Origin of the sequence: Pantoea sp. GABEPS69, assembly GCF_045780835.1 — a bacterium.
Classification (GTDB): Bacteria; Pseudomonadota; Gammaproteobacteria; order Enterobacterales; family Enterobacteriaceae; genus Pantoea; species Pantoea septica.
Genome location: NZ_CP118618.1, coordinates 746,669 through 767,284, shown reverse-complemented (window position 1 = coordinate 767,284; position 20,616 = coordinate 746,669). Strand labels below are relative to the sequence as shown.

The window sequence follows — 20,616 nt, the reverse complement described above, 5'->3', positions numbered from 1 at the left end:
GTGAGTTGCTCCTATTAGGCCAGACGCGTGCCATGCTGAAAAATATCTGTTTTAATAGCTTCTATGCAAAATGGATATGGCAGCATATGGCGAAAATCAACTGGCGGCATATAGAGATTTTTCATGCGGTGATGACCAGCGGCAATCTGACGCAGGCCGCCGCGCTGTTGAACACCTCGCAGCCTACCGTTAGCCGCGAACTGGCGCGGCTGGAAAAGCAGCTCGGCCTGCGGCTCTTCGCGCGCGTGCGCGGTCGGCTGCAGCCCACGGTGCAGGGTCTGCGGCTGTTCGAAGAGGTGCAGCGCTCATGGTACGGGCTGGATCGCATTATGGAAGCCGCCGACGGGCTGCGTCAGTTCCGTCAGGGCGAGCTGTCGGTCGCCTGCCTGCCGGTCTTTTCGCAGTCGCTGCTGCCGCCGCTGGTGCAGCCCTTTATGCAGCGCTATCCCGACGTCAGCCTGAATATTATTCCGCAGGAGTCGCCGCTGCTGGAGGAGTGGCTGTCGGCGCAGCGCTACGATCTCGGCCTGACCGAAACCCAGCATGCGCCCGCCGGCACGGAGCGGCTGCCGCTGCTGACCTGCGACGAGGTCTGCGTACTGCCGCAGGATCATCCGCTTTGCGCGCGCGCGGTGCTGACGCCGCAGGATTTCGCCGGAGAGAACTACGTCAGCCTGTCGCGTGCCGACAGCTATCGTCAGCTGCTGGATACGCTGTTTCATGAGCAGGGCGTAGAGCGCAGGCTGGCGCTGGAGACGCACAGCGCGGCGTCGGTGTGCGCCATGGTGCGCGCAGGCGTGGGCATTTCAGTGGTGAATCCGCTGACGGCGCTCGATTATGCCGACAGCGGCGTGGTTATGCGCCGCTTCAGCGTCGCAGTGCCCTTTACCGTGAGCCTGGTGCGGCCGCTGCACCGCCCCGCGTCGGCGCTGGTGGCGGCCTTTATCGACCACCTGCAAGCGCAGGTGGCCGATTTTCCTCAGCGCATCGCCGAACGGCTGGCTTAAGCGCGCACTGCGGCGGCGTTGCCGCCCGATTTACGGAAGGTGATCAGGCAGATAATCAGGCCAATAGCGGCCAGCGCGGCGGCGGCCACCGGTACGGCGGTCAGGCCGTAGCCTCGGCCGATCACCGCGCCGCCGACCCATGCGCCCAGCGCGTTGCCGACGTTAAAGGCAGAGATATTCAGCGTCGAGACCAGATTCGGCGCCTCTTTGCCGTGGCGCACCACGTTGATCTGCAGGCCCGGCACGGTGGCGAACGTCGCCATCGCCCACAGGAACAGCGTCACCTCCGCCAGCCACAGCGCATGGCTGGTCCAGCTAAACAGCAGCGAGAAGATGGCGATCAGCGAGAAGCTTAAAATCAGGCTGAAGGAGACCTTCCAGTCCGCCAGCTTGCCGCCGAGAATATTGCCGACGGTCAGACCGGCGCCGATCAGGAACAGCGTCCAGCTGACGCCGCGCGCGCTGATGCCGGTCACCTGCAGCAGCAGCGGCGCGATATAGCTGAACAGCGCGAACATCGCCGCGGCGAAGAACACCGTCATCAGCAGCGAAAGCCACAGTTTGCCGTTGGCCAGCGCGCTGATTTCGCTCGCCAGATGCACCGGCTTCTCTTCTTTATTGGTGGGCAGGCTGACGATCAGCGCGATAAAGGCGAGTACGCCGATAATGGCGACGCCCCAGAAGGTGGCGCGCCAGCCGAACAGCTGACCAAACCAGGTGCCGAGCGGTACGCCGAGCACGTTCGCCAGCGTCAGGCCGGTGAACATCAGCGCCACCGCCGACGCCTGACGGCCCGGCGCCACCAGGCTCGACGCTACCACCGCGCCGATGCCAAAGAAGGCGCCGTGACAGAGCGCGGTAATCACGCGGGCCATCATTAGCAGGTTGTAGGTGTAGGCGAGCGCGCAGAGCACATTACCGATAATAAAGATGATCATCAGCAGGATAAGTGTCTTTTTACGCGGCAGCTTTGCGGTTAACAGCGCCATAATCGGCGCGCCGATGGCGACGCCCAGCGCATAACCGCTAATCAGCCAGCCCGCTGACGGGATCGAGACCTGCAGATCGCCCGCCACGTCGGGCAGCAGGCCCATAATGACGAACTCGGTGGTTCCAATCGCAAACGCACTCAGCGCCAGCGCCAGTAAAGCAACAGGCATAACACACTCTCCCAATCGATATGCAGGTGAACGCCGCAGCGGACGCCGGGCGCGGACGGTTATAAAAATTTGAACTTCGTCACGGTGAGTATTAAATCATAGCCATCAGCTTGCATACACCCTGCGTGCGGCAAGGATCTTTTGCCGCAGACGCAATAATGGCGCGCCGTACGCGTGATGGAATCTTAACAATCTTCTCCCTTTTTACGCGCTACGCTTGATGGTAAGCGCCAGCCGCGTGGCGCGAAGGCGCGCTTTGCTTGTGGATTCAATCAGGTAAAGGAATAGCGCGCGCTGCCGATACCCCAGTTGCCCTATCCGGTAATGTGAAGCCATTCTTATGCGGGGAGAGACTATGCAGCGGCTAATCGCCCTGACGGCGCTCTGTCTCAGCGGCTGCTCCGTCGGCCACTACGAGTACAGCAGCGAAGCGCAAAAGCGCGTCGATATGACCTATACCGGCATTCCCACCGCGCTCGGTCTGGGGACGCTGGGCACGACGATTCCGCTGACGGCGGAGTACAGCCTGACCGCCGCGCACGTCGCCAAATTTTCGCTCTATCGCGTTAAAGCCTGGCATCCAGAATGCGATATCGCCGTGGTGTACCACAAGAATGCCGAAGCGAATTTGCCGCCGCGTTTTCGCAACAGCCGCATCGGCGACAAGGTGAATCTTTACGGCTATAGCTTTATTAGCGCGATGCCGGTCAGCTCCAGCGGCGAGAATCTGATTAATACTTCGCTGGCGAACAGCTGGAATAAGGCGCAGTGCGTGGTGGTGGCGGCCAGTGCGGGCGTGGTGAAAGGCATGTCGGGCGGCGCGGTCTATAACGCGTCGGACGATACCCTGGCGGGCGTGATTGTCGGCTACAGCAGCCGCATTGATGATAACCAGAGTGGGAAGACGCTCTATCGCGATGTGGCGCTTTATGTGCCCTATGCGCGCTTCGAGGCGTGGCTGAATGGCGTGGTGAAGTCCTGACCGCCTGCTCAGAAGCCATGGCACGGTGAGTAGCGTCCGAAGAGCAAAGCGTCCCGCGACAGGGATGTCGCGGGCCGAGCGCGCTGGGATGCCTTGAGCGACTTTGCGATCGGACGCTACTCGCCGTGCTAGCGCAAAGCCCAAAGAAAAAGGCCGGAATATCCGGCCTTAGTGGCTGTTAACTTGATGCTGACGCGGCTGGCAGGGCCAGATCGCAAAGACGCAAAAAGCGGCATCCCTGCCAGCTCGGCCCGCACAATTACGCACCTCATCCCTGAGGTGCGCCCGTAAACGGGCCAACGCGCCGCGTTGTTCAAAAACGCTCCCTGCGTTTTTGTCCCTGTCGTGGGACGCTTTGCTCCTCTGGCCCTGCCAGCCGCGTTTCAGGCTTAGGCGTTGCTGAAAAACCTGTTAGAAGCTGGTTATTAATTACTTCGCGGTCGGACGCAGCGCCGGGAACAGGATCACGTCGCGGATGGTATGGCTGTTGGTGAACAGCATGACCATGCGGTCGATGCCGATGCCCAGACCCGCTGTCGGCGGCAGACCGTGCTCCAGCGCCGTCACGTAATCTTCGTCGTAGAACATCGCTTCGTCGTCGCCTGCGTCTTTGGCGTTGACCTGCTGCTGGAAACGCTCCGCCTGATCTTCCGCGTCGTTCAGCTCGGAGAAGCCGTTGCCGATTTCGCGGCCGCCGATAAAGAACTCAAAGCGATCGGTGATTTCCGGGTTCTCGTCGTTGCGGCGCGCCAGCGGCGACACCTCCGCCGGGTACTCGGTGATAAAGGTCGGCTGAATCAGATGCGCTTCCGCCGTCTCTTCGAAAATCTCCGTTACTACGCGGCCCAGACCCCAGCTCTTCTCGACCTTGATGCCGATAGACTGCGCAATCGCCACCGCTTTATCGAAATCATCCAGATCTGCCAGATCGGTTTCCGGGCGGTACTTTTTGATCGCTTCGCGCATGGTCAGCTGCTCAAACGGCTTGCCGAAATCGAACTCCTGATCGCCGTAAGGCACCTTCGTGGTGCCGAGAACCTGCTGCGCCAGGGTACGGAACAGGCTTTCGGTAAGCTCGATCAGGTCTTTATAGTCCGCGTAGGCCATATAGAGTTCCATCATGGTGAACTCAGGGTTATGGCGCGGCGAGATGCCTTCGTTGCGGAAGTTGCGGTTGATTTCGAATACGCGATCGAACCCGCCGACCACCAGACGCTTCAGATAGAGCTCCGGCGCGATACGCAGGTACATATCGATATCGAGCGCGTTGTGATGGGTGATAAAAGGACGCGCAGAGGCGCCGCCCGGGATCACCTGCATCATCGGCGTTTCGACTTCCATAAAGTCGCGGCCGACCATGAACTGGCGGATACCTGCCATGATCTGCGAGCGAATTTTAAAGGTGTTGCGCGACTCGTCGTTGGCGATAAGGTCCAGATAGCGCTGACGGTAGCGGGTTTCCTGATCGGCCAGGCCGTGGAATTTGTCCGGCAGCGGACGCAGCGCTTTGGTCAGCAGGCGCAGTTCGTGACAGTGGATCGACAGCTCGCCAGTTTTGGTTTTGAACAGCTTGCCGCGCGCGCCGAGGATATCGCCGAGATCCCACTTTTTGAACTGCTCGTTATAAATGCCTTCCGCCAGATCGTCGCGCGCCACGTAAAGCTGAATGCGGCCGCCCACGTCCTGCAGCGTCACGAACGACGCCTTGCCCATAATGCGGCGGGTCATCATACGACCAGCGACGCTGACCTCAACGCCTAAATCTTCCAGCTCTTCGTTGCTCTTCTCGTCATACTGCGCGTGCAGCGCGTCCGAGGTGGTGTCCCGGCGGAAATCGTTAGGAAACGCCACGCCGTTTTCACGCAGCGCGCTGAGTTTTTCGCGACGCGTTTTCAGTTCGTTATTTAACTCAAGGGCGGCATCAGCGCTCTGCGGTTGTTGTTCAGACATGTCGGTTCCTTATAGCCCTGCTTTTAAACTTGCTTCGATAAAACGGTCGAGATCGCCATCCAGCACCGCCTGGGTGTTGCGGGTTTCAACGCCGGTGCGCAGATCTTTGATGCGGGAGTCGTCCAGCACATAGGAGCGGATCTGGCTGCCCCAGCCGATGTCGGACTTGTTGTCTTCCAGCGCCTGCTTCTCAGCATTTTTCTTTTGCATCTCAAGCTCGTACAGCTTCGCCTTCATCTGTTTCATCGCCTGATCTTTGTTTTTATGCTGAGAACGGTCGTTCTGACACTGCGTCACCGTGCCGGTGGGAATATGGGTGATACGCACCGCCGATTCCGTACGGTTAACGTGCTGACCGCCCGCGCCCGACGCGCGGTAGACGTCAATGCGCAGATCCGCCGGGTTGATGTCGATATCGATATCGTCATCCACTTCCGGATAGATAAACGCAGAGCTGAATGAGGTGTGGCGACGGCCGCCGGAGTCAAACGGACTCTTACGTACCAGGCGATGCACGCCGGTTTCGGTACGCAGCCAGCCAAAGGCGTAGTCGCCTGAGACGCGAATCGTTACGGACTTGATGCCCGCCACTTCGCCTTCTGACTCTTCAATGATTTCGGTTTTAAAGCCTTTGGATTCGGCCCAGCGCAGATACATACGCATCAGCATGCTGGCCCAGTCCTGCGCTTCGGTGCCGCCGGAACCGGCCTGCAGATCGATATAGCAGTCGGCGCTGTCATATTCGCCAGAGAACATGCGGCGGAATTCCAGCTCGCCCAGTTTGCTTTCCAGCGTATCGAGCTCAGCGACCGCTTCGTCGAATGTCTCTTCGTCTTCAGCTTCTACTGCCAGCTCAAGCAGACCCTGCACATCTTCCAGGCCCTGCGACATCTGATCCAGGGTTTGCACGATCGCTTCCAGCGACGAGCGCTCTTTGCCCAGCGCCTGTGCGCGTTCAGGCTCGTTCCAGACGTCTGGCTGCTCCAGTTCGGCGTTTACTTCTTCGAGGCGTTCTTTCTTGGCATCGTAGTCAAAGATACCCCCTAAGAACGGCGCTGCGCTCGGTGAGGTCCTGGATGCGGTTTTTAACCGGATTAATTTCAAACATGGCTTCGGGTCTTTTCGCTGAATGTCGGGATGGAAACCCCGCAGTCTAACTGAAATAGCCGTGAGATTGTAGGGTTTCAGTCGTGCGTCGGCAGCGGCGGCAGCCGGCGAAATGTGCGGCGCGGCGCGTGCTTTTATGGGATGGACAGGCACAGCGCAGTCCGCGCTGTGCAGTGCGCCGCACGGATGACGTTTACTCTCTCTCCCGGCCGCCGCTGCTGAAAGGATGGTGCTAGCCTGGGCGCTACAGCAGCGAAAACAAAGGGACGATGATGACAGCAAAAAAAAGCGCCACGCCGCACGACGCAGTATTCAAAACCTTTCTTACCCATGCGCATACCGCGCGCGACTTTTTAGCGCTGCACTTGCCCGACTGGCTGCTGCGCATCTGCGATCTCTCGACCCTGCGCCTGACCTCCGGCAGTTTTATCGAAGAGGATCTGCGCGCTTACTACAGCGATATCCTCTACTCGCTGCAAACCATAGGAAAAAAGGGCTATGTCTACGTCATCATCGAACATCAAAGCTCGCCGGACCGCTTGATGGCATTCCGCCTGATGCGTTACGCCGTCGCGGTGATGCAGCGCCATCTGGATGCGGGCCATCGTCATCTGCCGCTGGTGATCCCGCTGCTCTTCTATCACGGCAAACAACGTCCCTGGCCTTTCAGCATGCGCTGGACCGCGCTTTTCAGCGAGCCGGAACTGGCCGCGCGCCTCTATGGCGGCCCCTTTCCGCTGGTCGACGTTACCGTTATCGCCGACAGCGAGATTGCGCGTCATCGCAGTATGGCGGCGCTGACGCTGCTGCAGAAACATATTCGCCAGCGTGATCTCACCGAGTTGTTTGAGCAGCTGATGACGCTTATGCTGCAAGATTCAGTGAGCCGCAAACAGCGGCTGGCGCTGATTAACTATATGATTCAGGCGGGCGAAGCGCCGCAGGCGAAAAGCTTTATTGAGCAGCTGGCGCGGCGCGTGCCGCAGCAAAAGGAGGAACTGATGACGATTGCAGAACAGCTTAAGCAAATGGGACGCGAGCAGGGCCTTAGCGAAGGCCGTCACGAAGGCCTTGCCAAGGGCCGCAATGAAGGCCAGCGCGAGGCGACGCTGGCGATTGCGCGCAATATGCTGGCCAGAGGAATCGACCTGACGCTGGTGCAGGAAGTGACCGGGCTGTCGGCGGCGGATCTGCAGCAGATCCGTCACTGAGAGCGTTAACTCAGCGGCCAGAGGTGATCGATAATCAGCTGCACCGAGCGATTGCCGCGGTATTCGTTGATATCGAGCTTAAAGGCCAGCTCGACCTGACGCACGCTGTTGTCGGGCCACAGGGTGGTATCGACGTTAAAGGCGATGCCGTCGATCAGCGGGCCGCCGCCGAGCGGCTCCAGCATCACTTTCAGATGCCGCTCGCCCACCAGCCGCTGCTGCAGCAGCTTGAACCTGCCGTCGAAAGCGGGCTCGGGAAACGCCTGTCCCCAGGGGCCCGCTTCGCGCAGCAGTTCGGCGGTCTGCAAACTGAACTCGCCCGGCTGCAGCGCGCCGTCTGACCAGATAACGCTCTGCAGTGACTCTTCGCTCAGCCACTCGCCCAGCAGGTCGGCGAAGCGCTGGCGAAACGCCTCAAACTGCGTCTCTTCCAGCGACAGGCCCGCCGCCATGGCGTGCCCGCCGAACTTTAGCATCATGCCGGGATAGAGCGTATCGAGCCGCTCCAGCGCGTCGCGCAGGTGCAGACCGGGAATCGACCGTCCAGAGCCTTTTAGCGTGCCGTCGCCCGCAGGCGCGAACGCGATAACCGGACGATAAAAGCGCTCTTTCAGCCGTGAGGCGAGAATGCCCACCACGCCCTGATGCCATTCGGGATGGTAGAAAGCCAGCCCCAGCGGCAAATCGGTCTGCTTACGCTCCAGCTCCATGCAGAGCGCCAGCGCCTCGCTCTGCATGCCCTGCTCAATCTCTTTGCGCGTCTGATTGAGCGCATCGAGTTCGTTGGCCAGCATTCGCGCCTGGGTAATGTCGTCGGTAAGCAGCAGCGCGACGCCGACCGACATATCGTCGAGCCGCCCTGCCGCATTCAGGCGCGGACCAAGGGCGAAACCGAGATCGCTCGCCACCAGCTGGCGCGCGTCGCGATTGGCGATCTCCAGCAGCGCGCGAATGCCGGGACGGCATTTTCCGGCGCGAATGCGGCTCAGCCCCTGCCACACCAGGATGCGGTTATTGACGTCGAGCGGCACCACGTCAGCGACGGTGCCGAGCGCCACCAGATCCAGCAGCTCCGCCAGATTCGGCTCCGCGCGCGTGGCGCCGAACCAGCCCAGCTTACGCAGATGCGCGCGCAGCGCCATCATCAGGTAGAAGGCGACGCCGACGCCCGCCAGCGCGCGCGACGGGAATTCGCAGTCGCGCAGGTTGGGGTTCACTATCGCTTCCGCCTCAGGCAGGGTGTCGCCAGGCAAATGGTGATCGGTGACCAGCACCGGAATGCCGTGCTGATGGGCGCAGGCGACGCCGCTATGGGACGAGATGCCGTTATCCACCGTCAGGATCAGCTGCGCGCCGCGCGCGCGCGCCTGCTCCACCACTTCCGGACTCAGGCCGTAGCCGTCGTCGAAGCGGTTAGGCACCAGATACTGCACGTTGTGGCCGCCCATGCTGCGCAGCGCCAGCACCGTTAGCGCGGTGCTGGTGGCGCCGTCGGCGTCGAAATCGCCCACCACCATAATGCGGCGTCCGTCGAGCAGCGCCTGATGCAGCAGCTCGACCGCCGCATCCAGCCCGTTGAGCGAGGAGAACGGCAGCAGATGCTTCGCGCCGCGCTCCAGCTCAGCCGCGCTGCGCACGCCGCGCTGCAGATAGAGACGTTTAAGTAGCGGCGGAAGATCTGCCGGGAGCTGGTCCTCGACGCCGATCTCGCGCCGCCGCAGTTCTACTGATTTAATCACTGCCAATTAGCCACCGCGCTTCTGCTGATCCAACACCTGCTTCAGCTCCTGCGGCCCCTGATAGCCCGGGATCATCATACCGGAGTCGGTCAGGATGGCCGGCGTGCCCTGGATGCCGTAAAGAATGCCCAGCTTGTAGTGCTGGTCGAGATCGATCTTGCAGCTGTCTGGCGCGCTCATCTGCGGCGCGTTGCCCTTCATCGCTTCGTCGAACGCTTTGTTGCGATCGGCGGCGCACCAGATCGCCTTCATGGCGTTTTCCACCTGGCCGTGCAGCCCTTCACGCGGGAAGGCGAGATAGCGCACCGTGATGCCCAGCGCGTTGTAGTCGGCCATCTGCTCATGCAGCTTGCGGCAGTAGCCGCAGGTGATGTCGGTGAAAACGGTAATGACGTGCTGCTCTTTCGCCGCTTTATAGACGATCATCTGCGGCGCCAGCGCCTCGACCTTTTTGTCGAGCAGCTGATTGGTGACGTTGACCGGCTGCGCGCCGCTAACATCGTAGAGCGGGCCCTGAATCATATGCTTGCCGTCTTCGGTAACGTAAATCACGCCGCTTTCCGTCAGCACGGTTTTAAATCCCGGCAGCGGCGACGGCACGATTTCCGTCTGCTTCAGTCCCAGCTTTTTCAGCGACTGCAGGATCGCGCCGTCATCGGCCTGAGCTACGCTGCTGAAGGCGCCAGCCAACAGGGCCAGCAGGAGAAATTTCTTCATCTTCTTTCCTTAATGTCCGCGTCAGGCGCGCGGATGATGCTGTTGATGCAACTGACGCAGCCGCTCGGTCGCGACGTGCGTATAAATTTGCGTGGTAGAGAGATCGCTGTGTCCCAGCAACATCTGTACGACACGCAGGTCGGCGCCGTGGTTCAACAAATGGGTGGCGAAGGCGTGCCGCAGCACGTGCGGCGACAGTTTTTCGCTGTCGATGCCCGCCAGCACGGCGTAGTGCTTGATGCGATGCCAGAAGGTCTGGCGCGTCATCTGCTGCGCGCGGCTGCTGGGAAACAGCACGTCCAGCGTCTGCCCGTTGAGCAGCCAGGGGCGGCCGTGCTCAAGGTAGTGCTCCAGCCAGTAAACGGCCTCTTCGCCCAGCGGCACCAGACGCTCTTTATTGCCTTTGCCGATAACGCGCACCACGCCCTGGCGCAGGCTGACGTCGCTCAGGGTCAGGCCGACCAGTTCAGAGACGCGCAGCCCGGTGGCATAAAGCAGCTCCAGCATCGCCTTGTCGCGCAGCTCCAGCGGAATATCGGTGCTGGGCGCCTGCAGCAGTCGTTCCACCTGCGCTTCGCTGAGATCTTTCGGCAGCCGCTGCGGCAGCTTCGGCGCGGCCAGCAGCGTGCTGGGATCGTCGCTGCGCAGCTTCTCGCGGTAGAGATACTGAAAAATGCGGCGCATGGCGCTGAGCAGCCGTGCCGAACTGCTGGCTTTATAGCCGCCTTCCAGCCGTTCGGCGAGAAACTGCTGCAAATCCTCGGCCTGCAGCGTCAGCAGCGTCAGCCCGCGATGCGTCAGCCAGTCGGTCAGGGTTTTTAAGTCCTGACGATACGAGGACAAGGTATTTTGCGCCAGATTGCGTTCAATCCAGAGCGCATCCAGAAACTGTTCTGTCAGGTCGCTGTCTTGCACGGTATCCCCGCCTTGAGGTGAAATCGTGCTCATTATGCCTGAATCCGCCCTGCTTCTGATACAATTGCGCCAAAGTCAGTCTTAATCCGAGCATTATCTGCATGAAAATTGGTCTTTTTTACGGCTCAAGCACCTGTTATACCGAAATGGCCGCAGAGAAAATCCGCGACTTTATCGGCGCTGAGCTGGTCACGCTACACAACGTGAAAGATGACGATCCGCTGCTGATGGAGCAGTACGACCTGCTGATTTTAGGCATCCCTACCTGGGATTTCGGCGAGCTGCAGGAGGACTGGGAAGCGATCTGGCCGCAGCTGTCGACGCTCAACCTGCGCGGAAAAATCGTCGCGCTCTACGGCATGGGCGACCAGCTTGGCTATGGCGAATGGTTTCTCGACGCGCTGGGCATGCTGCATGAGCTGCTGCAGCCGATGGGCGTGAAGTTCGTCGGCTACTGGCCGCTGGAAGGTTATGAATTTACCAGCCCGCGTCCGCTTAGCGCCGACGGCATGCAGTTCGTCGGCCTGGCGCTGGACGACGTGAATCAGTTCGACGTCACCGACGAGCGTATCGAGCAGTGGTGCGAGCAGATCCTGACCGAGACCGCCGCGCTGCTGTAGCGCCCGGGCTACTGCCCCTCGGCGCGGCTGAGCAAACGGGCGCGCAGCTGACGCCATCGCGCGTGCGGCATCATATCCTGCATTAGCCACAGCCTGCGCGTCTCTCCTTTCTCGCTACGCAATATCAGCAGCGCCGCGCCCGGCAGCCAGCGGATCGGTCCGCTGATGCGCCAGCGCGCACCCTGCCAGCGCCAGCTGTCGTCGCTTTTATGCTGCAGCATGCCGCGCCGCTGCGTCAGCCGGCGCTGCTGCTGTCGGTATTCATGCAGCATCAGCAGCAAAAGCGGGATTTTAACCAGCCAGAACGCGGCGGGCAGCGGCGCGCTCGCCACGATTAGCAGCGCGCCAGACGCCAGCGCGCCGTGCAGCAGGCGCGCCTGGCGCGACGGTTGCAGCTTACATTGCCACGGGACCGCGTTCACGGTTGCGTTGCTGGATCAGCTGGACAATGCGCTTCAGCTCCGGGTCGGCCGGTTCGCCGTGATTCATCATCCAGTTGAAGAGATCGGGATCGTCCGCCTTGAGCAGTGCGACAAACGCCGTTTTGTCGCTGTCGCTGAGGCTGTCATATTCATATTTGAAGAAAGGCATAATAGCGACATCCAGCTCCAGCATGCCGCGGCGGCAGGCCCAGTGAATGCGCGACTTGTCATGAATATCCATGTGTGTGATTTCCGCATTTCAGACAGGCGGCTAGTGTAACCTGGTTTTCTTACGCCTGCAGGCGCCCGTTGCGGGGCTGTGCGACGCGCCGCACGCGTCGGCCTGCCGTTGCCGCGCCGACTCGCGATTTGTGCGCCCGATTCCGTAAACCTGTTGCAAAGCCAGTGCGCTCTTTTAACATTGAGTTCAGGATTCACCTTTTTAATCAGGACAGCCAATGCCTATTTTCAGCTTACCCCCGCGCCAGCCCGTGGCCGCCTCTCGCCTGCCGTTAACCCTGATGTCGCTGGACGGCTGGGCGCTGGTATCGGTGCAGGGCGCCGACAGCACCTCTTATCTGCAAGGCCAGCTCACGCTGGACGTCGCCGCGCTGGGCGCGGATCAGCATCGCCCGGCGGCGCACTGCGACGCGAAAGGCAAGATGTGGAGCAATCTGCGCCTGTTCCATCGCGGCGAAGGTTACGCCTATCTGGTGCGCCGCGAACTGCGCGACACGCAGCTGACGGAACTGAAAAAATATGCGGTGTTTTCGAAAGTGACGCTGGCGCCGGACGACGACGCGGTGCTACTCGGCGTGGCGGGGTTCCAGGCGCGCGCGGCGCTGACCAGCCTGTTCGACGCCCTGCCGGACGGCGACCATCCGGTGGTACAGCAGGCGGAGAGCACGCTGCTGTGGTTCCCGACGCCCGCGGAGCGTTTCCTGATCGTGACCACGCGCGAGCAGGCGCAGGCGCTGCAGCAGAAGCTGGCCGACGACGCGCAGCTAAATGACAGCGCGCAGTGGCTGGCGCTCGATATCGAAGCGGGCATCCCGGTAATCGAGCCGGCCACCGCCGCGCAGCTGATTCCGCAGGCCGCTAACCTGCAGGCGCTTGACGCCATCAGCTTTAAAAAAGGCTGCTATACCGGCCAGGAGATGGTGGCGCGCGCCAAATTCCGCGGCGCTAACAAGCGCGCCCTTTACTGGCTTGCCGGTCAGGCGAGCCGGGTACCTGCGGCGAACGATTCGCTGGAGCTGCAGATGGGCGAGCGCTGGCGCCGCACCGGCACGGTGCTGGCCGCCGTTCAGCTCGACGATGGCGAAGTGTGGGTGCAGGTCGTGATGAACAACGACCTGGAAGCGGATAGCGTACTGCGCGTTGAGGGCGACGAAGGCGGACGGCTGCTGATCAAGCCGCTGCCCTATTCGCTGGAAGAGTAATCTCTGGCCGCGCCCGGATCCCGTCGTCAGGGAGCCGGGCGCGCCAGGTTACGTCACGTAAAAGTAGATGGCGCAGAAGTGACAGGCGCTGCCGCCCAGCACAAAGGCGTGCCAGATAGCGTGGTTATAGGGGATACGCCGCGCCACGTAGAAAATGACGCCGAGCGAATAGATGATGCCGCCGGCCGCCAGCAGCCAGACGCCGCCCGGCGAGAGCGTCAGCGCCAGCTGATAGATCACCACCAGCGACAGCCAGCCCATACAGAGATAGGTCACCAGCGACAGCGCCTTGAAGCGGTGCGCAATAGTGAGCTTAAAGATGATGCCCGCCAGCGCCAGTCCCCAGATCACCACCATCAGCCCATGCGCCAGCGGCGACTTCAGACCTACCAGCAGAAAAGGCGTGTAGGTGCCGGCGATCAGTAGATAGATGGCGCAGTGGTCGAGTTTTTTCAGCCAGCGTTTGGCGCGCTGGTGGGGAATAGCGTGATAGAGCGTAGAGGCGAGAAACAGCAGTATCATGCTGCCGCCATAGAGGCTGTAGCTGGTGATAGCGATAGCGTTAGCGCCCGCTTCGGTCGCCTGCGCCAGCAGCAGCACCAGACCGACAATGCCGAACAGGCAGCCGAGACCGTGGCTGATGCTGTTAGCGATCTCCTCAGCGAGCGAGTAGCCCTCAAGGGCCAGGCGATTTTTCATGATGGCACGTTCCTCAACGTCGTGATGAGTGCGGATTTTCTGACCTCCAGCATAGCCAGGAATATTTTGAGAGTACACGTGTACGCTAAAATTAATCTGTGAATGCGTGTTACCGCCTGCGGAGCGCGCAAATCTGCTACACTGCGCGCAGTTTCGTTTTTATGAGCGCGCCCGCAGATGTTCTCTCATCACGATCTTGCCAGCCTGAATGACCTCGAGATGCAGGTTTATCACGACATCATTAAACACCCGGAAAGCGTCAGCTATATGACCATCCGCGAACTGGCGGAACGGGCGGGCGTCTCGACCACCACCGTGCTGCGTTTCTGCCGCAAGATGCAGTGCGACGGCTGGTCGGAATTTCGCATTCGTTTCCGGCTGGCGCAGCAGCAGGCGCAGCCCGCGCAGGCGAACGTCGGCGTCAGCGAAATGCTGAGCTTTTTTAAAAGTATTAATAACGATGAATTCAGCGAGCTTATTTCCCGCGCCACGCAGATGATTAATCGCGCCGAACAGCTTTTCTTTATTGGCGCCGGCACCTCGGGCAGCCTGGCGAAATATGGCGCGCGCTTTTTTTCTAACGTCGGAAAATTCAGCCACTATATCGACGATCCCTATTATCCCGTCAGCGGCAACGTGGATGAAAATACGCTGGCGATATTGCTCTCCGTCTCTGGCGAGACGCCAGAAATATTACGCCTTGCCAGCCAGTTCAGCCTGCGGCGCTGCCAGATCATGGCGATAACCCATTCAGAGAGCAGCTCGCTGGCGAAAATGAGCGATTTTACTCTGGCCTATCATGTGCCGGTAATCCGTCTGAGCGACAATTCCGACATCACGACGCAGGTGCCGGTTATGTATATTCTCGAGGCCATCGGCCGCCTGCTGAATAAATAAAACAGGCTGTTTTACCGGCGTAACATATTACTCTGGCGCGCCGGTGTTATAGCGTGACTTCCTTTTTTGCTTTGCTACACTCGCGGCAAGATCTATTTCGCTGAGAGGGACGTATGCATAACGAATCAGGCTTTCCGCAACACTTTTTATGGGGCGGCGCGGTGGCGGCGCATCAGGTCGAAGGCGGCTGGGATCAGGGCGGCAAAGGCGTCAGCATCGCCGACGTGCTGACCGGCGGCTCTCACGGCGTCAGCCGCGTCATCACCGACGGCGTGCAGCCGGGCAACCACTATCCCAACCATCAGGGCGTGGAGTTCTACTCGCGCTACAAAGAGGACGTCGCGCTGTTTGCCGAGATGGGCTTTAAGTGTTTTCGTACCTCTATCGCCTGGACGCGCATCTTCCCTGAGGGCGACGAGCAGGAGCCGAACGAGGCGGGCCTGCAGTTTTACGACGATCTGTTCGACGAACTGCTGAAGTATGGCATTGAGCCGGTTATCACCCTCTCCCACTTTGAGATGCCTTACCATCTGGTGAAACAGTACGGCGGCTGGCGCAGCCGCAAAGTGGTGGATTTCTTCGTGCGCTTTAGCGACGTGGTGATGCGCCGCTATCAGCACAAAGTGAAGTACTGGATGACCTTTAACGAGATCAATAACCAGCGCAACTGGCAATATCCGCTGTTTGGCTACTGCTGCTCCGGCGTGGTGTTCACCGAACACGAGAAGCCGGAAGAGGTAATGTATCAGGTGATGCATCACCAGTTTGTCGCCAGCGCCAAAGTGGTCAGCCTCGGCCACGCCATCAATCCCGATTTCCAGATCGGCTGCATGATCGCCATGGTGCCGATTTACCCCTACTCCTGCCATCCTGACGACGTGATGCTGGCGCAGGAAGCGATGCATCAGCGCTATGTCTTCAGCGACGTGCAGATGCGCGGAATCTATCCGGCCTATACCCTGAAAGAGTGGACGCGCAAAGGCTATCAGATTGAAATGGAAGCGGAGGACGCCGAGACGCTGCGCAACGGCTGCGCCGATTACGTCGGCTTTAGCTACTACATGAGCAACGCGGTAAAACATGACGCCAGCGGCGTTGACGATCCTATTACCGGCTTTGACGGCGTGGTAAAAAACCCGCACGTCGGCGCGTCTGACTGGGGCTGGCAGATCGACCCAACGGGGCTGCGCTATGCGCTGAACGCGCTTTATGAGCGTTACCAGAAGCCGCTGTTTATTGTCGAAAACGGCTTTGGCGCCATCGACAAACCGAATGAGAACGGCGTGATTGAGGATGACTACCGCATCGACTACCTGCGCGCGCATATCGCCGAGATGAAAAAAGCGGTGGCGCACGACGGCGTCGAGCTGATGGGCTATACGCCGTGGGGCTGCATCGACTGCGTCTCGTTTACCACCGGTCAGTACGACAAGCGTTACGGCTTTATCCACGTCAATAAAAACGACGACGGCAGCGGCGACTTCGCCCGCTCGCGCAAGAAGAGCTTCGGCTGGTATCAGCAGGTTATCGCCAGCAACGGCGAAACGCTCTGATCCTCGCAGGGCCGCGCCGCAACGGGCGCGGCCTCGCGGTCAGCGGCCGCCGGCGGCGTCGATAAAGGTGCCGGTAATATAGGAGGCCGCCTCGCTCGCCAGCCAGGCAATCGCTTCAGCAATCTCTTCCGCTTCTCCGCCGCGCCCCATCGGGATGACGCCCGCTGTGGCCGCCACGCGATCGACGCGTCCCGGCTCGCCGCCGTCCGCATGCATTTCGGTATAGATAAATCCGGGCCGGACGCTGTTGACGCGAATGCCCTGCGCCGCGACCTCCAGCGATAATCCTTTCGTCAGCGAATCCATCGCCCCTTTCGACGCTGCATAGTCGACATATTCTCCCGGCGCGCCAAGACGCGACGCGGCGGAAGAGACGTTGATAATCGAACCGCCCAGGCCGCCGTGCTGCGTGCCCATGCGTTTCACCGCTTCGCGGCAGCAGAGAAAGGCGCCGGTGACGTTGGTGGCGAAGACGCGCTGCAGGCGCTCGGCGCTGAGATCCTCTACCCGACACTGCGTAAAGAGGATGCCCGCGTTGTTGACCAGCACGCCGAGCGGCATCGCCTCCTCGTCCAGCCGCTGAAACAGCGCCATAATCTGCGCCTCCTCGGCGATATCCGCCTGCACGGCAAAGGCTTCGCCGCCCTGCTCGCGGATCTGCGCCACCACCTGCTGCGCCTCGTCTGCGCGCTTCAGATAGTTAACCGCCACGCGGTAGCCCTGCTGCGCCAGCTTTAGCGCCGTCGCGCGGCCAATTCCCCGGCTTGCGCCGGTCACCAGAGCCAGTCTCATATTTTCTCCATAAAAAAGGGCCGGATAAGCGGCCCTTGATAACAGCGTTGCGCGGTGTTTACTGATAATCGCTCATCGGCACGCAGGAACAGAACAGGTTGCGATCGCCGAATACGTCGTCGAGGCGCTTCACCGTCGGCCAGTACTTATTGTCGCTGCCCGCCGGGAAGACCGCCAGCTCCCGGCTGTAGGGATGGCTCCACTCGCCGACGATTTCGACCTGGGTATGCGGCGCGTTCACCAGCGGGTTATCCTCCGCCGGCCATTCGCCGTCGGCCACGCGATCGATCTCCATGCGGATAGAGAGCATCGCGTCGATAAAGCGATCCAGCTCGATTTTGCTCTCAGACTCGGTCGGCTCCACCATCAGGGTGCCGGCGACCGGGAAAGACATGGTCGGCGCGTGGAAGCCGTAGTCGATGAGTCGTTTAGCGATATCCAGCTCGCTGATGCCGGTCTGCTCTTTCAGCGGGCGAATGTCGAGAATACATTCGTGCGCCACGCGACCGTCGCGGCCGGCATAGAGGATCGGATAAGCCGACTGCAGACGACTGGCGATATAGTTGGCGTTGAGAATCGCGACCTGACTGGCGCGCTTCAGCCCCTCCGCGCCCATCATGCGGATATACATCCAGCTAATCGGCAGAATAGAGGCGCTGCCGAACGGCGCCGCCGATACCGCGCCCTGCTGCGTCAGCATCTCCTCAATCTGCACCACGCTGTGGCCCGGCACAAACGGCGCCAGGTGCGCTTTCACGCCGATCGGGCCCATGCCCGGACCGCCGCCGCCGTGCGGGATGCAGAAGGTTTTGTGCAAATTGAGGTGCGACACGTCCGCGCCGATGTAGCCCGGCGTGGTAATGCCCACCTGCGCGTTCATATTGGCGCCGTCGAGATAGACCTGGCCGCCGTGCTGATGCACGATCTGGCACACTTCGCGGATGGTCTCTTCATAAACGCCGTGCGTCGAAGGATAGGTCACCATAATGCAGGAGAGCTGCTCGCCCGCCTGCGCCGCTTTTTCGCGCAGGTCGCCGAGGTCGATATTGCCCTGCTTGTCGCAGGCCACCACCACCACTTCCATGCCCGCCATCTGCGCCGAAGCGGGGTTAGTGCCGTGCGCGGAGCTGGGGATCAGGCAAAGGTTGCGCGCGCCTTCGTTACGGCTTTCGTGATAGCGACGGATCGCCAGCAGCCCGGCGTATTCGCCCTGCGCGCCGGAGTTCGGCTGCATGCAAAGCGCGTCGTAACCGGTGAGCTGCACCAGCCACTGCGACAGCTGGCCAATCATCTGCAGATAGCCCGTAGCCTGCTCAGCCGGACAGAACGGATGCAGCTCGGCGAACTCCGGCCAGGTGATCGGGATCATCTCCGCGGCGGCGTTCAGCTTCATGGTGCAGGAGCCGAGCGGGATCATCGCCTGGTTCAGCGCCAGATCCTTTTTCTCCAGGCTATGCATGTAGCGCATCATCTCGGTTTCGCTGTGATGGCGATTAAAGACCGGATGGGTCAGGATGGCGCTCTGACGCTGCAGCGCGGCGGGAATCGCCTGGCTGTCGGCCGCGACGGCGGCGTCCAGCTTATCGATATCCTGGCCGTGCTCGTCGCCCAGCAGAATGGCGAACAGCGCCTGCACATCTTCGCGACGCGTGGTTTCGTCCAGCGTAATGCCGACCGCGTGATGGATATCGCTGCGCAGGTTGACGCCGAAGCTTTGCGCGCGGTTGAGCACCGCGCCTTTATCTTCCACCTCGACCGTCAGGGTGTCGAACCAGCTGCTGTGGCGCAGCTTCAGCCCGCCGTTTTGCAGCCCGGCCGCCAGAATAGTCGTCAGACGATGGATGCGGGAGGCGATACGCTTCAGCCCTTTCGGACCGTGATAAACCGCGTAGAGTCCGGCAATATTGGCAAGCAGCACCTGCGAGGTGCAGATGTTGGAGTTCGCTTTTTCACGGCGGATATGCTGCTCGCGCGTCTGCATCGCCATACGCAGCGCGGTGTTACCGGCGGCGTCGCGCGAGACGCCGATAATGCGGCCCGGCATTGAGCGCTTATGCTCGTCGCGGCTGGCGAAAAAGGCGGCGTGCGGACCGCCGTAGCCCATCGGCACGCCGAAGCGCTGCGCCGATCCAAACACGATATCCGCACCCTGCTTGCCGGGCGCTTCCAGCATCACCAGCGCCATAAAGTCTGCGGCGACGCTGACCACGATTTTGCGGCTTTTCAGCTCGGCGATCAGCGCGCTGTAGTCGTGCGCTTCGCCGGTGGTGCCGACCTGCTGCAGCAGCACGCCGAACAGCGCGTCGTGATCCAGCGCTTTCTCGGCGCGGTCGATAATCAGCTCGAAGCCGAAGGTTTCGGCGCGGGTGCGCACCACATCCAGCGTTTGCGGATGGATATCGTCCGCAATAAAGAATTTACCGGCGTTTTTAAGCTTGCTGACGCGCTTCGCCATCGCCATCGCTTCCGCCGCCGCCGTGGCTTCGTCCAGCAGCGAGGCGGAGGCGACGTCCAGACCGGTCAGATCGAGCGTCACCTGCTGAAAGTTAAGCAGCGCCTCCAGGCGGCCCTGCGATACTTCCGGCTGATAGGGGGTATAGGCGGTGTACCAGCCCGGATTTTCCAGCATATTGCGCAGGATCACCGGCGGCGTGATCACCGCGCTGTAGCCCATGCCGATCCAGGATTTGTAACGCTGATTCTGACCGGCGATCGCCTTGAGCTCGGCCAGCGCCTGCTGCTCGGTCGCCGCATCGCCGACGGCGGGCGGGCCAGGCAGCTGGATGTCCGCCGGCACAATGGCGCCGATCAGCGCGTCCAGCGAGCTGGCGCCGATCGCCTCCAGCATCAAAGCCTGTTGTTCCGGCGAGGGACCGATATGGCGTTCAATAAAGGCGCCGTTGTGTTCGAGCTGGCTCAAAGTCTGGGTCATTTGCAGTCAATCCTGAATCGGGCTGGAGTACAGAGAAAGCAAGGAATAAAAAGCGGCCAGCGAGGTCTGGCCGCCCTGTTGCTTATTCGTCGATGGAGGCTTTATAGGCGTCCGCGTCCAGCAGCGAATCGAGCTCGGATTCGTCGCTGGGTTTGATTCTGAACAGCCAACCGGCTGCGTAGGGCTCGCTGTTGACCAGCTCCGGCGCGTCGCCCAGCGCGTCATTGACGGCGACGATCTCGCCGCTGACGGGCGCGTAGATATCGGACGCGGCTTTGACCGATTCCGCGACGGCGCATTCGTCGCCGGCTGAGTAGCTGTTGCCGACATCCGGCAGATCGACAAAGACCATGTCGCCTAACAGCTCCTGAGCGTGTTCGGTAATGCCGACGGTAAAGGTGCCGTCCGCTTCCTTACGCACCCACTCATGGCTGTCACGGTATTTCAATTCGTTTGGCACATTGCTCATCG

General features: G+C 60.9%; 19 protein-coding genes. 7 read left to right on the top strand and 12 right to left on the bottom strand.

Annotated elements, in window-relative coordinates; translation table 11 throughout:
* Positions 1 to 86 precede the first annotated feature (86 nt).
* On the top strand, positions 87 to 1,007 hold the full coding sequence (locus tag PVE98_RS03625) for a LysR family transcriptional regulator (RefSeq protein WP_033752541.1): 921 nt from the start codon (positions 87 to 89) through the stop codon (positions 1,005 to 1,007).
* Here the strand turns inward: PVE98_RS03625 and PVE98_RS03620 are convergent.
* Positions 1,004 to 2,167, bottom strand: coding sequence for an MFS transporter (locus PVE98_RS03620; protein ID WP_033752155.1), 1,164 nt, complete (start codon positions 2,165 to 2,167; stop codon positions 1,004 to 1,006). The genes PVE98_RS03625 and PVE98_RS03620 overlap by 4 nt on opposite strands.
* Positions 2,168 to 2,522: 355 nt before the next feature.
* On the opposite strand from PVE98_RS03620, the gene PVE98_RS03615 reads away from it, so the two are divergent.
* The gene (locus PVE98_RS03615) at positions 2,523 to 3,149 is read left to right on the top strand and encodes a hypothetical protein (protein ID WP_096073745.1); all 627 of its coding nucleotides are present in this window, start codon (positions 2,523 to 2,525) and stop codon (positions 3,147 to 3,149) included.
* Between the two features lie 429 nt (positions 3,150 to 3,578).
* On the opposite strand, the gene lysS is transcribed toward PVE98_RS03615, so the two are convergent.
* Complete coding sequence (gene lysS / locus PVE98_RS03610; protein ID WP_096073746.1) at positions 3,579 to 5,099, bottom strand: lysine--tRNA ligase; 1,521 nt, start codon at positions 5,097 to 5,099, stop codon at positions 3,579 to 3,581.
* A gap of 9 nt (positions 5,100 to 5,108) precedes the next feature.
* A protein-coding gene (gene prfB / locus PVE98_RS03605; RefSeq protein WP_096073747.1) for a peptide chain release factor 2 occupies positions 5,109 to 6,207 on the bottom strand; the annotation gives its coding sequence in 2 pieces (ribosomal slippage) (positions 5,109 to 6,131 and positions 6,133 to 6,207; 1,098 coding nt in all).
* A gap of 271 nt (positions 6,208 to 6,478) precedes the next feature.
* Here prfB and PVE98_RS03600 point away from each other — a divergent pair.
* Positions 6,479 to 7,417 (top strand): Rpn family recombination-promoting nuclease/putative transposase, encoded by a 939-nt coding sequence (locus PVE98_RS03600; RefSeq protein ID WP_096073748.1) that lies wholly within the window; start codon positions 6,479 to 6,481, stop codon positions 7,415 to 7,417.
* Between the two features lie 5 nt (positions 7,418 to 7,422).
* Here PVE98_RS03600 and recJ read toward each other — a convergent pair whose 3' ends face one another.
* Genes recJ through xerD form a run of 3 tightly spaced genes read right to left on the bottom strand, consistent with a single transcriptional unit; the run spans position 7,423 to position 10,821 of the window.
* Complete coding sequence (gene recJ, locus PVE98_RS03595) at positions 7,423 to 9,156, bottom strand: single-stranded-DNA-specific exonuclease RecJ (RefSeq protein WP_096073938.1); 1,734 nt, start codon at positions 9,154 to 9,156, stop codon at positions 7,423 to 7,425.
* Between the two features lie 6 nt (positions 9,157 to 9,162).
* A complete protein-coding gene (gene dsbC / locus PVE98_RS03590) occupies positions 9,163 to 9,873 on the bottom strand; it encodes a bifunctional protein-disulfide isomerase/oxidoreductase DsbC (RefSeq protein ID WP_033752164.1) in 711 nt (236 codons plus the stop codon).
* A gap of 21 nt (positions 9,874 to 9,894) precedes the next feature.
* On the bottom strand, positions 9,895 to 10,821 hold the full coding sequence (xerD, locus tag PVE98_RS03585; RefSeq protein ID WP_161801252.1) for a site-specific tyrosine recombinase XerD: 927 nt from the start codon (positions 10,819 to 10,821) through the stop codon (positions 9,895 to 9,897).
* Positions 10,822 to 10,889: 68 nt separating this feature from the next.
* Between xerD and fldB the strand changes: the two genes are divergently transcribed.
* On the top strand, positions 10,890 to 11,408 hold the full coding sequence (gene fldB, locus PVE98_RS03580) for a flavodoxin FldB (protein WP_096073749.1): 519 nt from the start codon (positions 10,890 to 10,892) through the stop codon (positions 11,406 to 11,408).
* A gap of 8 nt (positions 11,409 to 11,416) precedes the next feature.
* Here the strand turns inward: fldB and PVE98_RS03575 are convergent, their stop codons facing one another.
* Entirely contained in the window at positions 11,417 to 11,830 is a 414-nt protein-coding gene (locus PVE98_RS03575) for a protein YgfX (RefSeq protein WP_096073750.1), read from the bottom strand.
* Positions 11,805 to 12,071, bottom strand: coding sequence for an FAD assembly factor SdhE (sdhE, locus tag PVE98_RS03570; RefSeq protein ID WP_033752174.1), 267 nt, complete (start codon positions 12,069 to 12,071; stop codon positions 11,805 to 11,807). Before sdhE ends, PVE98_RS03575 begins: the two co-directional genes overlap by 26 nt.
* Positions 12,072 to 12,288: 217 nt before the next feature.
* On the opposite strand from sdhE, the gene ygfZ reads away from it, so the two are divergent.
* A complete protein-coding gene (gene ygfZ, locus PVE98_RS03565) occupies positions 12,289 to 13,272 on the top strand; it encodes a tRNA-modifying protein YgfZ (protein WP_033752176.1) in 984 nt (327 codons plus the stop codon).
* 48 nt (positions 13,273 to 13,320) lie between these two features.
* Here the strand turns inward: ygfZ and PVE98_RS03560 are convergent, their stop codons facing one another.
* Positions 13,321 to 13,971: a hemolysin III family protein gene (locus PVE98_RS03560; protein WP_369826193.1), complete on the bottom strand. Its 651-nt coding sequence runs from the start codon at positions 13,969 to 13,971 to the stop codon at positions 13,321 to 13,323.
* Positions 13,972 to 14,148: 177 nt separating this feature from the next.
* On the opposite strand from PVE98_RS03560, the gene PVE98_RS03555 reads away from it, so the two are divergent.
* Both PVE98_RS03555 and PVE98_RS03550 read left to right on the top strand, forming a co-directional pair.
* Positions 14,149 to 14,868, top strand: a complete 720-nt coding sequence (locus PVE98_RS03555) for a MurR/RpiR family transcriptional regulator (RefSeq protein ID WP_096073751.1) — start codon at positions 14,149 to 14,151, stop codon at positions 14,866 to 14,868.
* 113 nt (positions 14,869 to 14,981) lie between these two features.
* A complete protein-coding gene (locus PVE98_RS03550) occupies positions 14,982 to 16,421 on the top strand; it encodes a 6-phospho-beta-glucosidase (RefSeq protein ID WP_313619142.1) in 1,440 nt (479 codons plus the stop codon).
* Positions 16,422 to 16,460: 39 nt separating this feature from the next.
* Here the strand turns inward: PVE98_RS03550 and PVE98_RS03545 are convergent, their stop codons facing one another.
* From PVE98_RS03545 to gcvH, 3 genes are all read right to left on the bottom strand, one after another.
* Complete coding sequence (locus tag PVE98_RS03545; protein ID WP_096073753.1) at positions 16,461 to 17,213, bottom strand: SDR family oxidoreductase; 753 nt, start codon at positions 17,211 to 17,213, stop codon at positions 16,461 to 16,463.
* A gap of 58 nt (positions 17,214 to 17,271) precedes the next feature.
* Positions 17,272 to 20,145, bottom strand: a complete 2,874-nt coding sequence (gene gcvP / locus PVE98_RS03540; RefSeq protein ID WP_033752184.1) for an aminomethyl-transferring glycine dehydrogenase — start codon at positions 20,143 to 20,145, stop codon at positions 17,272 to 17,274.
* Positions 20,146 to 20,227: 82 nt separating this feature from the next.
* A complete protein-coding gene (gcvH, locus tag PVE98_RS03535) occupies positions 20,228 to 20,614 on the bottom strand; it encodes a glycine cleavage system protein GcvH (RefSeq protein ID WP_096073754.1) in 387 nt (128 codons plus the stop codon).
* Between the last annotated feature and the right edge of the window lie 2 nt (positions 20,615 to 20,616).